General features: G+C 55.8%; 11 protein-coding genes. 3 read left to right on the top strand and 8 right to left on the bottom strand.

Features of this window, described 5'->3' with window-relative positions; genetic code table 11:
• Nucleotides 1-103: 103 nt before the first annotated feature.
• The 3 genes from HJB82_RS15070 (at nucleotide 104) to HJB82_RS15060 (ending at nucleotide 4,611) form a co-directional block, all read left to right on the top strand.
• On the top strand, nucleotides 104-1,513 hold the full coding sequence (locus tag HJB82_RS15070) for an aldehyde dehydrogenase family protein (protein WP_221140428.1): 1,410 nt from the start codon (nucleotides 104-106) through the stop codon (nucleotides 1,511-1,513).
• A 78-nt stretch (nucleotides 1,514-1,591) separates the two neighbouring features.
• Nucleotides 1,592-2,893 (top strand): aspartate ammonia-lyase, encoded by a 1,302-nt coding sequence (locus tag HJB82_RS15065; protein WP_221140427.1) that lies wholly within the window; start codon nucleotides 1,592-1,594, stop codon nucleotides 2,891-2,893.
• Between the two features lie 287 nt (nucleotides 2,894-3,180).
• Complete coding sequence (locus tag HJB82_RS15060) at nucleotides 3,181-4,611, top strand: CapA family protein (protein ID WP_221140426.1); 1,431 nt, start codon at nucleotides 3,181-3,183, stop codon at nucleotides 4,609-4,611.
• A gap of 32 nt (nucleotides 4,612-4,643) precedes the next feature.
• Here HJB82_RS15060 and HJB82_RS15055 read toward each other — a convergent pair whose 3' ends face one another.
• The 8 genes from HJB82_RS15055 to HJB82_RS15020 all read right to left on the bottom strand — a co-directional run bounded on the left by HJB82_RS15055 (nucleotide 4,644) and on the right by HJB82_RS15020 (nucleotide 13,926).
• Nucleotides 4,644-5,813, bottom strand: a complete 1,170-nt coding sequence (locus HJB82_RS15055) for a M20 aminoacylase family protein (protein ID WP_221140424.1) — start codon at nucleotides 5,811-5,813, stop codon at nucleotides 4,644-4,646.
• Nucleotides 5,814-6,062: 249 nt separating this feature from the next.
• Entirely contained in the window at nucleotides 6,063-6,989 is a 927-nt protein-coding gene (locus tag HJB82_RS15050) for a LysR family transcriptional regulator (RefSeq protein WP_164049423.1), read from the bottom strand.
• A gap of 235 nt (nucleotides 6,990-7,224) precedes the next feature.
• Complete coding sequence (locus HJB82_RS15045; protein ID WP_221140423.1) at nucleotides 7,225-8,658, bottom strand: amidohydrolase family protein; 1,434 nt, start codon at nucleotides 8,656-8,658, stop codon at nucleotides 7,225-7,227.
• A 35-nt stretch (nucleotides 8,659-8,693) separates the two neighbouring features.
• Nucleotides 8,694-9,866, bottom strand: coding sequence for a Xaa-Pro peptidase family protein (locus HJB82_RS15040; RefSeq protein WP_221140421.1), 1,173 nt, complete (start codon nucleotides 9,864-9,866; stop codon nucleotides 8,694-8,696).
• An 85-nt stretch (nucleotides 9,867-9,951) separates the two neighbouring features.
• A complete protein-coding gene (locus HJB82_RS15035) occupies nucleotides 9,952-10,569 on the bottom strand; it encodes a hypothetical protein (protein WP_246638994.1) in 618 nt (205 codons plus the stop codon).
• A 138-nt stretch (nucleotides 10,570-10,707) separates the two neighbouring features.
• Nucleotides 10,708-11,415 (bottom strand): hypothetical protein, encoded by a 708-nt coding sequence (locus HJB82_RS15030; protein WP_221140417.1) that lies wholly within the window; start codon nucleotides 11,413-11,415, stop codon nucleotides 10,708-10,710.
• 90 nt (nucleotides 11,416-11,505) lie between these two features.
• Nucleotides 11,506-12,579 (bottom strand): DUF2817 domain-containing protein, encoded by a 1,074-nt coding sequence (locus HJB82_RS15025; protein WP_221140415.1) that lies wholly within the window; start codon nucleotides 12,577-12,579, stop codon nucleotides 11,506-11,508.
• A 132-nt stretch (nucleotides 12,580-12,711) separates the two neighbouring features.
• Nucleotides 12,712-13,926 (bottom strand): Xaa-Pro peptidase family protein, encoded by a 1,215-nt coding sequence (locus HJB82_RS15020; RefSeq protein ID WP_259673950.1) that lies wholly within the window; start codon nucleotides 13,924-13,926, stop codon nucleotides 12,712-12,714.
• Nucleotides 13,927-14,086: the final 160 nt, after the last annotated feature.

Below are 14,086 nucleotides of genomic sequence, written 5' to 3'. Positions count from 1 at the left end.
GACCACATCAAGTGGGCACAGGGTGGGGGTAAGACCTCACCCTGCCCGAAGACCATACCCGCCGGTCATGCAGGCGCTTCATCAGGGAAAGGGGAGCTGGTCTATGACCGCCGCCAAACTTCAGATCAAAACTGGCTTGCAGCCCATATTTGTTTACAGTCCGTTTGACGGCTCGCTGATCGGATCGGTCGACACGACGGACGCAGAGGACGTCGGGGAACTCATTGCTCGCGCCCGTCGCGGGGCCGAGATCTCGCGCAACCTGCCGCGGCACAAGCGGGCAAGCATCCTCGACGGTGCCGCGCAACTTATCGAGCGCCGCCGTGATGCCTTTGCCGAGACCATCGTGCGCGAAGCCGGAAAGACGATCGTTCAGGCACGCAAGGAAGTTAGTCGTTGTGTCAACACGCTCAAGCTTTCGGCCGAGGAAGCAAAACGCAACGCAGGCGAGATCATCCCCTTCGATGCATTTGCCGGATCAGAACAGCGCCAGGGTTGGTTCACGCGGGAGCCGCTCGGTATCATCACCGCTATCACCCCGTATAACGATCCGCTGAACCTGGTCGCGCACAAGCTTGGCCCGGCGATCGCAGGCGGCAACGCGGTTCTGCTGAAGCCGTCGAATTTGACGCCGTTCTCCGCCATCAAGCTCGTTGACGCTCTTTTGGAAGCCGGCCTGCCTGACGATGTCGTTACCATTGCTCACGGTGATAGGGAGTTGGTCACTGCTTTCATCTCGTCCCGCGATGTCCGCATGGTGTCGTTTACCGGTGGCTTTGCCACCGGCGAAGCCATCAGCCGAACGGCGGGGCTGAAGAAACTGGCGATGGAGTTGGGCGGCAATGCCCCAGTGATAGTGATGAATGACTGTGATTTCGATAAAGCTGTTGAGGGTTGCGTTTCCGGCGCGTTCTGGGCGGCTGGCCAAAACTGTATCGGCGCCCAGCGCGTCCTGGTGCAAGCGGCTATCTATGAGCGGTTTCGTGATGCCTTCGTCGCTGGAACCAAAAAACTTAAAGCCGGCGATCCGTTGTGCGACGACACCGACGTCGGCCCGATGATCTCCGTCCAATCAGCCGAACGGACCGAAGCTGCTGTCAATGACGCAGTCGCAGCTGGGGCCACGCTGCTGTGGGGTCATCGTCGGGAAGGCTCCCTTTATCATCCGACGGTGCTCGAAGGCACGCCGCGAACTTGCGGGCTCTGGAGTGAGGAAGTGTTCGCCCCGGTTGTCATGCTGGCGCCGTTCGAGACCATAGATCAAGCCATCGAGATGGCCAACGACCCCGAATACAGCCTGCATGCGGGCATCTTCACCAACGATCTCAATGTGGCGCTCGACGCAGCAAACAGGATTGAGGCAGGCGGCGTGATGATCAACGATAGCTCCGACTACCGCTTCGATGCCATGCCCTTTGGCGGCTTCAAATACGGCAGCATGGGCCGCGAGGGCGTTCGCTTCGCCTACGAAGACATGACCCAGCCAAAGGTCGTTTGTATCAATCGGGGATGATGTCGCCTGGAACTGCTGCTGAATCTTCCGTAATCCTGGGCTACGCGAGGCAACGCGGCCTGAACAATCGAGGCCACTATGTCTAATGACACTCGTATCGAACACGATCCGCTTGGCCCGGTGAGCGTGCCGTCAGAGCGATATTATGGCGCCCAGACGGCCAGAGCGCTCGCTAACTTCCCGATCTCGGGCATACCGATCAAGACCATGCCGTCCGTCATACAGGCACTCGCCCACGTAAAGATGGCTGCTGCACAAGCAAATTGTGACGAGGGATTGCTTCCGAACGAAAAGCGAGACGCGATCGTGCTGGCTTGCCAGGAAGTGCTGGCGGGTAAACACGACGACGAATTTCTGGTCGACGTCTTCCAAGGTGGGGCAGGGACCTCCACCAATATGAACATGAACGAAGTGCTGGCCAATCGTGCGAGCGAATTGCTGGGCGGAGTCAGGGGCGAGGGGCGTTTGGTTCATCCAAATGACGACGTTAACCGATGCCAATCAACAAACGACGCCTACGCGACTGCCGTCCGGCTTTCTGTGATTCCGGCTAGCCGCCAACTGCGCGATGCGCTCGCCGATCTCGCCACGGTTCTCAATTGCAAAGCAAAAGAGTTTGCAGACATCCGCAAGCTCGGGCGCACACAATTGCAGGACGCTGTTCCGATGACGCTTGGACAGGAGTTCGCAGCGTTCGCGACGACACTTTTGGAAGACTGTGACCGTCTTGACGAGACAGAGCGGCTGTTCCTGGAGGTCAACCTCGGCGGTACAGCAATCGGAACCGGGGTCGCAGCCACCCCATCCTACCGACAGCGGGCGATCGAGAATTTATCCCGCAACATGCAATTGCCAGTGGTCGGATCAAAAGATCTACTGGAGGCAAGTTGGGACATGGGCGCATTCATGCTTCACATGGGGCTTTTGAAGCGAACTGCGGCGAAGCTTTCGAAGATCGCGAATGATTTTCGGCTCCTGTCAAGCGGCCCGCGCGGGGGCATCGGCGAGATTGTGTTGCCCTCCCTTCAACCGGGTTCTTCGTTGATGCCTGGAAAGGTCAACCCGGTTGCAGCGGAAGCGCTGAACCAAGTCTGCTTCTGCGTCTACGGCATGGACACGACCGTCGGCATAGCTGCCGAAGCAGGGCAGCTTCAGCTGAACGCCATGGAGCCGGTGATCATTTTCAGTATCCACAACGCCATGGAACTCCTCAAGCAAGCGATCGGGACATTTAGGAGAACATGCGTCGAGGGGGTTCAGGCCAACGCTGCACGGTGCGAAGCCAACTTGCAAAATAGTACGGCGTTCGCAACAGAACTTGTGACGTCGATTGGCTACGAGGCAGCGGCCAAAATCGTGAAAGCACGATTGGCGAGTTGATTTCTCCGCAAGGTACGTCCGAGTTTCCCCGCCCTCCGGGGCGAACTGGCTGTCGTCGAATCCGCTGCGCGGCAGCCTCTTTTCGGATGGGCTGACAACGTGGCTTGGCGGACAGCTGGCGATGTGTGCCAGAATTTGGCTCTGCCACCCATCACGCATTGCTTTGTGAGGACTCATCCGGACCTCCGACTACCGGGCCCACAGGCCGCATGTTCAGCATGCTGGGCAGGATGAGAGACAGTTCATTGCCTTTAAAATTCAACGAACGAACGATTGAGGATAGATTCATGACGGAAAAGCTGGCGGTTAATTCTGGGCATGATGATAATGGACCGGTTCAGCCAGGCCTCTACGACGTCGATGGCTGCGTTGAGACAAACGTCGCAGATGGCTTCACGCTGGCGGCAGTTGGCGACCTGATCGTCACGCGACCGCTCACAAAAGGTCACCATCCAGGGTTCGGTGAGGTGGTCGAGATCCTGCGCAATGCTGACGCCACTTTTGGGAATATGGAAACCAATATCCTCGACATTCGGTCGTTCAAAGGAAGTCCACAGGCCGAGCACGGTGGTGCCTATCACGTCAGCCTGCCAGATCTCGGGCCTGATCTGAAGTCCATGGGCTTCAACTTGGTGAGCTATGCCAACAATCATACATTCGAGTGGGGAGTTGAGGGCATGCGGGAGACATGCCGGGCGCTCGATCAGAACGGAATTGTCTACGCTGGGGTTGGCGAAAACCTGGCACAAGCTAGTGCCGCCCGTTTCCTGGAGACCCCGCGAGGTCGGGTGGCTCTGGTATCATGTGCCTCAACGTTTACGCCAATGTCGCGTGCCTGCGATCCGGCGGGTGAGGCCCCGGGCCGACCTGGGCTTAATCCCCTTCGTCTCGAAGAACGGATTGTCGTTTCCCCGGCAATGTTTGAAAATCTACGACAAGTGCGTGACGCACTGCCAAACTATGGGCCCGGCCAAAGCGATTCAACCCGCCTTAAGCTTGCTGGAGCGACGTACATAACCGGCGATGACGCCGGTTACAGCTACCGACCCAACCCAGCCGACGTCGCCAACATCCTGCGCAACACTCGGCAGGGAAAACAGTTCGCCGATTTTTGCATCGTCACCAATCATGGCCATGAGCCTGGCAATTGGAGCCAGCAGCCTCCCGATTACGAGCAAGCGTTTGCACGTCAGATGATCGACGCGGGGGCCGACGCATACATCGTTCATGGGCCGCACCAATTGAGGGGCATCGAGATCTACAAGGGCCGGCCGATCTTCTACAGCGTTGGCAACTTCATAATGGACGACCTCCGGACGCCGGTCGGCGCCGACATGTTCGCAGCATACGGCAAGGACCCGCGAACTGACACCGATGCGGAAGTGACGTTGGCAGAAATGGCAGAAGGATATGAGACGGACGCGGGTTTTACTGATCCGATATTCTACGAAAGCTTCATTGCAGTGAGCCGGTTTGAAAATAATCAGCTCGCGGAAACGCGGTTGTATCCCATCGAACTTGGCCACTCCAAAAGGTTTGCCAACCGCGGTGTTCCGCGTCTTGCTCGCGGGCATCAAGGCCGGGCCATTCTGCAACGGATCCAGGATCTGTCGACGCCATTTGGAACTGAGATCACAATCGAGAACGGCGTTGGAGTCATTGTCTGTGAATCCCGCGCCGAGCAAACGGCAGGAGAGAGGATATTTATTGCAGACTAGAGTCGCGGAGCTACAGCATCAGAGCTCCGCTATCACAAGGGACCTGGTAAGACTGTCTTTACAAGGTTCGCCCAGTATCCGATTCCGTAGGGAAGAGCCTCATCGTTGAAGTCGTATGATGGGTTATGGAGAGAAGCTGTTGAACCGTTGCCAATGAAAATCATAGCACCGGGTCGAGCTTCGAGCATGAACGCGAAGTCTTCCGATCCCATGACGGGCTCGAACTGGTCATCTACGCAGATCGGACCTACCAGATTGCGAGCGGCGCTGATGGCGAGGTTCGTCTCCTCAGGAGAGTTGGTCATGATTGGATCAAGCCTGCGGTACTTAAATTCGATCTCCGCGCCATATCCGCTTGCTATCCCGCGCGCTACGGCAGGTATTCGCGTCTCAGCCAAGTCCCGAAGCTCATGCTTCAATGTTCTGACTGTCCCGGACAACGTCGCGGTCTCGGGTATCACATTGTAGGATTCCCCCGCGTGCATCTTGGTAATCGAGACGACCAAGGATTCGAGCGGGTTCGTCGACCGAGAGACCAACGGCTGGAGGCCCACGATAATTTGGCCTGCAATCACTATGGGATCGATGTTGCGATGAGGGCTGGCAGCATGTCCTCCTTGGCCCTTGATCACGATATCAAATTCGTCCAGCGCCGCCATAAAAGGACCGTCGCAAATTGCGAACCGCCCGACATCAAGGCCTGGCGAGTTATCCATAGCAAAAACGCGGGATATTCCGAATCTATCCATAATGCCTTCTTGGACCATCCGCTGCCCGCCAAGCGCGTTTTCCTCAGCTGGCTGAAAGATCAAGGCAACGGTGCCGCCAAAATTTGGGGCTTCGGCGAGAAATTTAGCGGCACCGAGCAGCATTGCCATGTGGCCATCGTGTCCACATGCGTGCATTCTTCCAGACATTTTGGAGGACCACGGTTTGTTCGACCTTTCCTCGATGCGGACAGCATCCATCTCCGCCCTCAAGCCAATTGTCGGGCCACCACGATGATTTCCTTCAATCAGTGCAACCAAACCGGTCTCCGCAAGACCAGTCTCGATATGATTTACGCCGAACGATCGGAGTGTTCCTTCCAGGTAAGCTGCGGTTGAGTGCAAATCATAATCAAGCTCTGGATGCTGATGAAGGTGACGGCGCCACTTCGTCGCCTCCTTCACCAAGGGCCTGAAGGTTTTAAGATCGTGCATGGTGCTTTCCTTTGACTTGCGTCCCTGCCGAAATCCGGCCGGACTATGGTTCGGTTAAACCAAGCAGGGCGTCAAATTCAGAGTTTCTATACAATAAATCTTGATACGCTATGGATGACATAATGATTATTAGCGGTGCCTCGCCGGCTTTGAAGGGCGAGGCGTCTCGCGGCCACGAACGATGACTTCAAAGGTGACCAGCTCCGGCTGGAGAAAGAGCGGAAGAATCACTCTTCGTCTAAGCCAACATTAGGGCGATTGCGGCAATCTCGCCTGCCATCTTCCATCCTTGATCAACTGGCGCACTACCTTCGGAAGCAGCCCCCGGATGGCGGCAACTTCAGCCGAACGCTCATCTCGCGCATTCACCGCAAGTATTACCGACCTCGATATTGATGGGTTTATGATCTTTGCCATTCGTACAAGACCGAGTGACGTTTCCCGCTGGACCGCGGAGGGTGTCAATATAGAGTGAGCTTTACCATCTGCGACCATGTCTATGATCGTTGAGAGCGAATCTATCTCGTACCGGACATCTAAGAAGACATTGTGCATTTTTGCTGCGTCAGTCACGGCTCTCTGAACACTGGTAACATTCATGGGAACAGCCAGGGGGAAAGCGCTTAGCTGATCAAGAGAAATAACATTTTCAAAAGGGGGGCTGCCCGGAGGGATGATCAGACAGAATTCCTCTTCAGCGAGGACGTCATAATACGAACCGTCATCTTTCATGGTGTAAAAAACAGCGAGGTTGAATCGGCCCGCAACCATCATTTCTTCAATCGAACCGCTCATCCCTTCGACAATCTTTAGCGAGACTTTCGGGAAGCGCTCGTTCGCCATATTGAGTAACTCTGGTGCCATAAAGCGCGCCGGACCGGACGGCAGTGCGATGGACACTTCACCCACTGGTATCTTCGGCTTGCTGGTAAGCTCTTCCTCGGCAATACTCACCTGATTCAAAATAATGCGCGCATGGTGCAGCAATCGCGAGCCAGCCGGTGTCAGAGTGACGCCGCTACGCTCACGCACGAGTAGCTTGGTTCCTAAGCCGTCTTCCATCTCTCGGACATGAAGACTAAGCGCGCTTTGCGCGACATTCATATACTCTGCGGCTCGGGTAAATCCGCCTGCCTCGGCTATGCCAACGAAATATTTTAACTTCTTAAGATCCACTCTGGTCGTCCGTAATTCGATGAACTTCCAGTAGTATCGCAAATCGAGATGGATAGAAAGGTTTCTGTGAAATTTTGACTGCGGTCGCACTATAACTACGAGTGCTGAGTCGTTATTCTCTGCCTATTGGGCTTCCTACGGGCGACCTGGCAGCCGATCATCTGAAAAAACGATAAGCGACAGTTCCGGGTTGCCCATTCTTTCTCGGTGGCACATAAGCGACGAAACACCGGTCTCAGTCATCGAGCCCGTAAACGGTACGGTTGTTCTTGTAGAGTATCATCCTTGCGGCCTCGACGGCTTCCTCCACCGAGAGGCTTCCACCAACGACATAATCAGTGAGTGCTTTTGCTAGGTATCGTTTGCCCCACCGACCTGCAAGCCAATACAATTCCGGGATATGGTATGCATCGCTTGCAAACAGGATCTTCGAGAGCGGAACAACTTCCGTCACCTGCATATATCGCTGATATAGATTCTGATGGACATGAGGGGTCATGATCGAGAGTTCGAAGTAGCAGTTGGGGTAAAGGTGACTGAGCCACGCGGCCTTACCGACCGAGGGATAGCCAGCATGCAGCGGAATAATTTTGGGCATCCGCATCATGTTGTCGCGGTCAAACCGGACAACCTCTTCCAAGTAAAATGGGTCTTGATTTCGTAGGACCACGTCGGGAGCTTCACCGTCTCCCGCGTGAATCTGCATAGGCATGTCGCGCTTGAGGCACTCCTCCAGTGCGAGGGTGAACGTATAGCGGCGTAAATCCTTGGTAATTTCCGCGGCAGACTCGCGGTCCATATCAGGCAATTTGTTGAAAGAACTTCTGAGCGCCTCCCAGGATACTCTTGCAGGATCCCGGTCGTGCAGGGGCCGGATAAGACCAATGAACGGCAGGAGGTAAGATTTCATTCCATATGATTTCTTCCCGAAATTGCCGTTGCCATCTAAAGTCTCGTGCAGCCTTTTGATGTAGCGCTGCTCGAACTCGTCAAAGGAAATGTCGAGATGGAAAAACTCTCTCTGGATCTCTTCAATGCGGCTGATGCGGTTTGACCGGCATGGTAAAATCGCCTCCTCGAAGCGGGCAATCGCTTCGCCACCCCGATCCTCGTGGTAGCCGGTTTCGAGCATGATGTTTTCGTAATTGACGTCGCGAAACAGGCTGTTCACATACGCCCAGTAGCTCCTGCCGCGGTCATTGCGGGCCTCGATAACTGCATCCAGTATCGCCTCGCAGCCGAGGAACTGGGCCAGTTCCTTCACCAGGAACTTGATAAAAACCCCTTGGGAAATGTCTCCGGTTACCCCATCTACCTTGCCCTGAATGTCATACATTCTGTTCAGATCGTGCCTCCTGGCTTCGTCCCCGTTGAGCCACTCGGTGTAGACGCCCTTCGGAAAATATGCCGCCATTGGCATTCCCGCCAATGAGATGCGCTCCAGGTAACGCTTTGGCGTCGTGATCGCATCCTGATCGGTGATCACGTGGCAATGAGTGTCGTCGATTGGTAGCGCATCGACTGCCTCGAATATTGCCGCAAACTCAGGTTCCTGCCTCGAGAGGAACAGCGGTAGGTGCTCCAGGTGATACAAACCGCTCCGGTTTGTGCCGGTCGTCTGGGCACTGGCCCTTGAGCCGGCGTACGAGCCTTTTGGATACTCTGTCATTTGCGCCTCCTATCGTTTACAGCATGACTTTCGGGTCACAAGATTTCGAATATCTCTCTTGGAGCGGTGGTGAGGACATCGACGCCGGTGCGGGCAACCCGAAATGTTTCGCTGATTACATAGCCGAACTCTTCATCAATCCAGTTTCCAAGCATCAGGTGGAAGGTCATATTTGGTTGAAGCACGGTCATGTCGCCGTCACGCAAGCTCGCGGTCGGTTCAGTCCAGCCAATCCCATGGGCGTAGCCGCAACGGGATTCCTTCTTCAGCCCCCTTTTTTCAATTGTGCGATAAAAAGCGTTCGCAACGTCGCTGCAGGTCGCTCCTGGTCGAACGGCCGCGATCGCAGCATCAAGCCCCTCCAGCTGGATGTCATGGACCCGGCGGAGCCGATCTGACGGAGCACCTATTGAGTAGGTGCGCATGAGCGCAGCACAGTAGCCATGGCGAGATCCGGCAAGTTCGATATTGATTTGCGAACCTTGCCGGAATGAGTCTTCAGTCCAAGGGATATGACATGTTCCAGTTCGGGGCGTCGCGCAGATCGCTATTTCTTCGAGCCGCGTGCCCGGTTTGCCGTTCACGCCTCGGATCAAGACGGATGCAATCTCAGCGCAGGCATCGGCTTCGCGCACTCCAGCCCGAATGACCTCAGCGGCGCGGGCAATCGCAGCATCTGAAATTGCCGCCGCTTCCCGCATAATTTCGATCTCAAGATCGGATTTGATGAGACGAATCCAGGTGACTGCCTTCGTGCAGTCTACGACGTTGGATGCCTCCAAACGTCTTTTGAATTTCTCGGCGGTGAGGGTGGAAAGGCTGAATTCCTCAATGCCGATCCGTTTGTCTGCAAAGCCCGCTTCCTGGACGTAGTCGATAATAGCGTCGTATCCGTCCTTATCCGGGTGTGCGATCAACTCCTCTGGATAGGCAATTATTTTGTCCCTCTCCATAAAGCACTGGTGCATAGCAGCCGGGGCATCCATCCGTCGCAGAATGAAGACTGGCTCTTCCTCCGTCGCAAGAACCACTAAGGCTTGTGGCACATAGGCTGATCGAGCGGTGTAACCGGTGAGATAAGTGATGTTGTGCTGATCGGACACAACGAGCGCCTCGACATCTCGCCGCGCCATTTCAGATTTTACCAGTGTAAGACGCCGCAGATACTCGTCCCGAGGGAACGCCGGTGGTGCCTTGCTTATCGTCATGACGGTTATCCTTTATATGAACTTTTTGCTGACAGATCAGTCGCGCGCTTAAGACCAACGTTTCGAGCCACACCCGAGCGTAGGATCACGGGGTGATGGACTCCATGAGCATTCTGCTCAGGGTCGTGATGTCGTAGACCGGCAGTCCGGTGGATTGGCGAAGTGACTGAGCAATTCGGGGGAACATGGTACACTCGAGCAACAATGCCCGGATTTCAGGATGTTTCTCCCGCAACCGCTCCACGCACGAGCAGACATCCTCGCGCAGGCCACTTAGGTCTGTCCGCACCGGTGGTCGTGCCATTTCGTTTTCCCAAGTTGGCGTGTTTTCGATTCCGCCAACAACCACCCGTGAAATGTCAGCTGGATCAGACAAGCCAAGCAGTTCGGTCTCAAAATGAGTGTAATCGAAAGTCAGGGCGGCAAGCTTTGCTCCGCCGGACAACTGTCGAACAATCATTGGTGTGAGCAAGAGGGCTGACACAGCAATTGGAACGGGGACAGCAGCCGCAATTGCGGCCTGGTGCCGAATCGAAAAGCCACAGTCTGCTGTAATCGCTGTAGCTCCACGGCTGACAAGGCGCTGCGCTGCTGCGATGTAAGGTCCTTCAAGGGATGGATCACCTCGAACGACAACATCCGCCCATGCCCCGGCAACGGTCTCTCGAATGGTCGGGAACGCGAATATCGATGGGTCATGCAAGGACTCAGCCACAGGTGAGCCGTTTGGGTCAGATCCTGGCTCGAGATCCAGAATTCCAAGGATGCCGTTGCTAACCGAGGCTCGTTCTTGACACATGTTCGCACCAGTGGTTTGTGAGGGGATAGAAAACCCAGGATGTCACGGGGACTGATCGCCGCCGTGTCGATCCCTGACTGGGCTGACTTCAATGAGCATTTTTGCCAGACTGACATAGTCTGCAATCATCAAGCCGGTCTCACGGCGCACGGCGTCGGCCGCGAGCGGGAAGGCAGCGCATTCGAATACAAGAGCGGCAACGTCAGGCTCACGCTTAAGCAGCGATCGTGTGGCTATCATCACATCTTCAACGATGGCTGACGCGGGTAGGTCGGGGATCGGCTCGGCCAATCGCCTCCACGTCTCAGACCCTTCGATGCCGGCTACGGCGACATCGATCTGAGTGGATGACCATCCCGCCGCGGCAAAGTGTTTGTCCCCCATCCGTGTGGCATCATAGGTGAGGATGCCGACTTTCTTGCCCTTGGGGACAGTTGTTGCAGCGAACGGCACCAAGGAGAGGCTCGACAAGGCGACCAGAACGTTTACAGCCGCTGCAAGCTTACTTTGGAATAGCGACGTGAAACCGCAGTTAGAGGTGATCGCGGACACGCCGTCGTTCTCCAGTTGTCGAGCGCAACGGATATAAGCGTCAAGAATATCCTCATCGCCGTCTATAATATTTCTCACCGTGGCCCCTGGGACCGCAGTGTGCAGGGTTGGAAACGAAAATGTATTCGGATTGCAAAGAGCCCCGGCATGGGTGATTGGCCGGTTTTCCAAAAGAAGCAGACCCAGGGTCTTTTCCACTTTCCACCTCCAAAACTGAGAACTTCGTTCTGCCTAGGGCGAGATCGTTTTTCGTGGGCAACTGGCGCTAAGCCTACGGATTCAGCGGCGTCATTTCACCTGCGTCAGCGCTGCAAGAGCCTGGCGATGGACCTGGTCGCAGCGAGAAAGGACCATTTCTTGCCAGTCCGGCCGTGCGGGGTTGTAGTGTTCCCGCGTGGCGTTCCGTATCCGCTTCCCAATCTCGGTGTTCGCCTGATCGGGGTGGTATGCGAAAAGCCAATGATCGTCGCGGAGGACTTCGCGGCCTTTGTCCGGGCTGAAGGTGCCAAACTCCAGGCACACATAGGTGTGTCGGCTGCCCAGCTCATCCTGCCAGAACTCGTCTTGCGTACCCGTGATGGCCACTGACGATGAAGTTCCCAGGTCTGGCGACGTCACCGATGGTCCAAAGATGTCGAAGGCTCGATGATAGCCCTCAAGACCCGAGGATGTTTCGGTTTGGAGCTCGCCGTAACCATAAGGCCCAAGCCCGGTGTGATAATCAATGATGATCACGTTTTGTCGCTCTGCAACTCTATAATCCCTGCAGATACTCTCAAGGATTTCCCGCGGCTCTGACGGGCGCTTGCCTCCGAAAAACATGCCTTCGGGTCGGGAATATTGCCCTTTCTTCCGCGCCGTCTGAAACGCGGCCTCGCCATGGGTCGCTCGGAATTCGGCGATCGCTTGCTCTGCCACTGCCAACTTTTCGGCTGAGAGGTCGGATGGAACGAGTTGATCTGCCAACTCGTCGTAGCCCGGATTTTCCGGCAGCGGCTTGGAGAAATTGACAAAATTCCGATTAAGATCGCATCCCTCGGCAGTGACGCGCCGATCCCAGGCAAAGCCATACGCGTTTAAGGCGTGAATTAGGAGAATGCCGACAGATCCCCCAAGGCTATCCGCCAACTGCGACCGAAGAAGGGACAGCTGCGCGGCGGATCCGCAATAACCCTCCACACCATGCGTCCCTGCGATAGAAACAAGCAGGTTGTCAGCATCGGGGTCGCCGAGATAGGCGACATCCGTAGAAAGTGGCTGGCCTTCAGGTCCACTGTGGCTCGATCGATAAGATTGGACCTTTGTCGCGTCGAGAAAACGCGTGCGGGCTTCGAAATAGGTATCCGAAAACAGGTTCTTCATGGCGTCTTTATCACTATGGGGTGGGGGGTGCGCTTGCGCCACAGGATATGGCGCAAGCTCAGAAATCCGCGACCACTATGGCGCAGGCGAAGCACTCTATTTCCGGCTGGACAAGAACCTCACTCCACGAAGCTACGAGATGGAAACCAACTCTCGCTCGAACTGTGTCAGAGGCTCATTTCCTTCCTCGGTCACCAGGAAGGATTGCGTGATCGCAATGCCAGTGTCATCGAGCCAAAGCCCGGACATGCAGTGGAACGCCATGCCGGGCTGCAAGACCGTCTTGTCCCCCGGACGCAAGCTGACCGTACGCTCGCCCCATGTCGGCGGAAAACCAAGGCCAATCGAATAGCCGAGGCGTGCTTCCTTCTCGAAACCATGTTTTGCGATCGACCCGCGCCATACCAATTCGACCTCTTCGGCCGCCATGCCTGGACGGATGCTGCCCATCGTCGTGTTCAATCCCTCGACCACCGCCGCGGCAAGCCTGCGATAGCTGTCCGGCGGCCGGCCCAGAAATACCGTGCGCGTCATCGGGCAATGGTAGTGAAGGCGGGATCCGGCGATCTCGATGTTGAGGGGCGCGTCTTTCTTTAGAGGGTGATCGGTCCACAGGCCATGTGGTGTTCGCACGCGTTCATCGGCACAAAAATGCGGAGGGCTTGTCGTATAAACGCCACCGGCGTCGGGAAGCCCAGATATCTGCGCCTTGTATATCTCTGCAACCACGTCGCACTCGCGCACACCTGGGGCGCATTTTGCTACCGCTGCCGACATCGCAGCATCTACGATTCGACCTGCTTGGCGCATGTAGATCTGTTCTGCGCTGCTCTTCACCAACCGTACCCGATTGACCAAAAGCTCGGCATCCTCGAACCGTGCATTGGGGAGGGAATTGACAAACTCGGCGTGGATCCGGGCAGTATAATAATACGCGCCCATTTCAACGCCGACTACCCCTTTGTCGAGGCGCCGCTCCTTCAATATCTCCGATACCGGCCGAACGGGGTGTGAGGTGGTCGATTGAATGAAACTGTCTGGATACGCTCGGATGTTCTCCTCGCGCATATAGGTCGTATCGCGAGCTGAAACAGCGTCCATGAACCGGCCGATCCAGATCGGTTGATCCTCGTTGGCAGCGACGACAAGAAACAGAGGCGCATAAAACGCCCACGCGTCGAAGCCCGTCAGATAGAAGATGTTGGCCGGATCAGAAAGAATGAGAGTATCAAGTCCTGATGCCTGCATTTCCACTTTTGTAGCGGCAAGTCGCGCCTGGTACTCGGTTTCGGTAAAATAAAGGGCTGGCATAGCGGCTCCTGTTGGCTCGGGCTTGGAAAAAGTCATGCGCTTCTCGCAGCAAGAAACCTAATCCATTGGATTAAAATTTTGCTTCCACTCCCTGGTGAAAAACTTCGAATTTATCGGCTGCTCGAGCGGCTTGGCGAACACCGCGAAACAAGACGAGCGAGAGGTGGGTGGCGGGAATTCAAGACTATTCCCGCCA

This window comes from Rhizobium sp. NZLR10 (assembly GCF_019685125.1).
In the GTDB taxonomy this organism is placed as follows: domain Bacteria; phylum Pseudomonadota; class Alphaproteobacteria; order Rhizobiales; family Rhizobiaceae; genus Rhizobium.
The sequence above is the reverse complement of the archived record's forward strand: the minus strand, read 5'-3'. Positions and strand labels throughout refer to the sequence as shown.

Excerpts from the sequence above, each read along its gene's own strand:
- HJB82_RS15070 (WP_221140428.1), top strand. The coding sequence starts at position 104 with ATGACCGCCGCCAAACTTCAGATCAAAACTGGCTTGCAGCCCATATTT.
- HJB82_RS15065 (WP_221140427.1), top strand. The coding sequence starts at position 1,592 with ATGTCTAATGACACTCGTATCGAACACGATCCGCTTGGCCCGGTGAGC.
- HJB82_RS15060 (WP_221140426.1), top strand. The coding sequence starts at position 3,181 with ATGACGGAAAAGCTGGCGGTTAATTCTGGGCATGATGATAATGGACCG.
- HJB82_RS15055 (WP_221140424.1), bottom strand. The coding sequence starts at position 5,813 with ATGCACGATCTTAAAACCTTCAGGCCCTTGGTGAAGGAGGCGACGAAG.
- HJB82_RS15045 (WP_221140423.1), bottom strand. The coding sequence starts at position 8,658 with ATGACAGAGTATCCAAAAGGCTCGTACGCCGGCTCAAGGGCCAGTGCC.
- HJB82_RS15040 (WP_221140421.1), bottom strand. The coding sequence starts at position 9,866 with ATGACGATAAGCAAGGCACCACCGGCGTTCCCTCGGGACGAGTATCTG.
- HJB82_RS15025 (WP_221140415.1), bottom strand. The coding sequence starts at position 12,579 with ATGAAGAACCTGTTTTCGGATACCTATTTCGAAGCCCGCACGCGTTTT.
- HJB82_RS15020 (WP_259673950.1), bottom strand. The coding sequence starts at position 13,926 with ATGACTTTTTCCAAGCCCGAGCCAACAGGAGCCGCTATGCCAGCCCTT.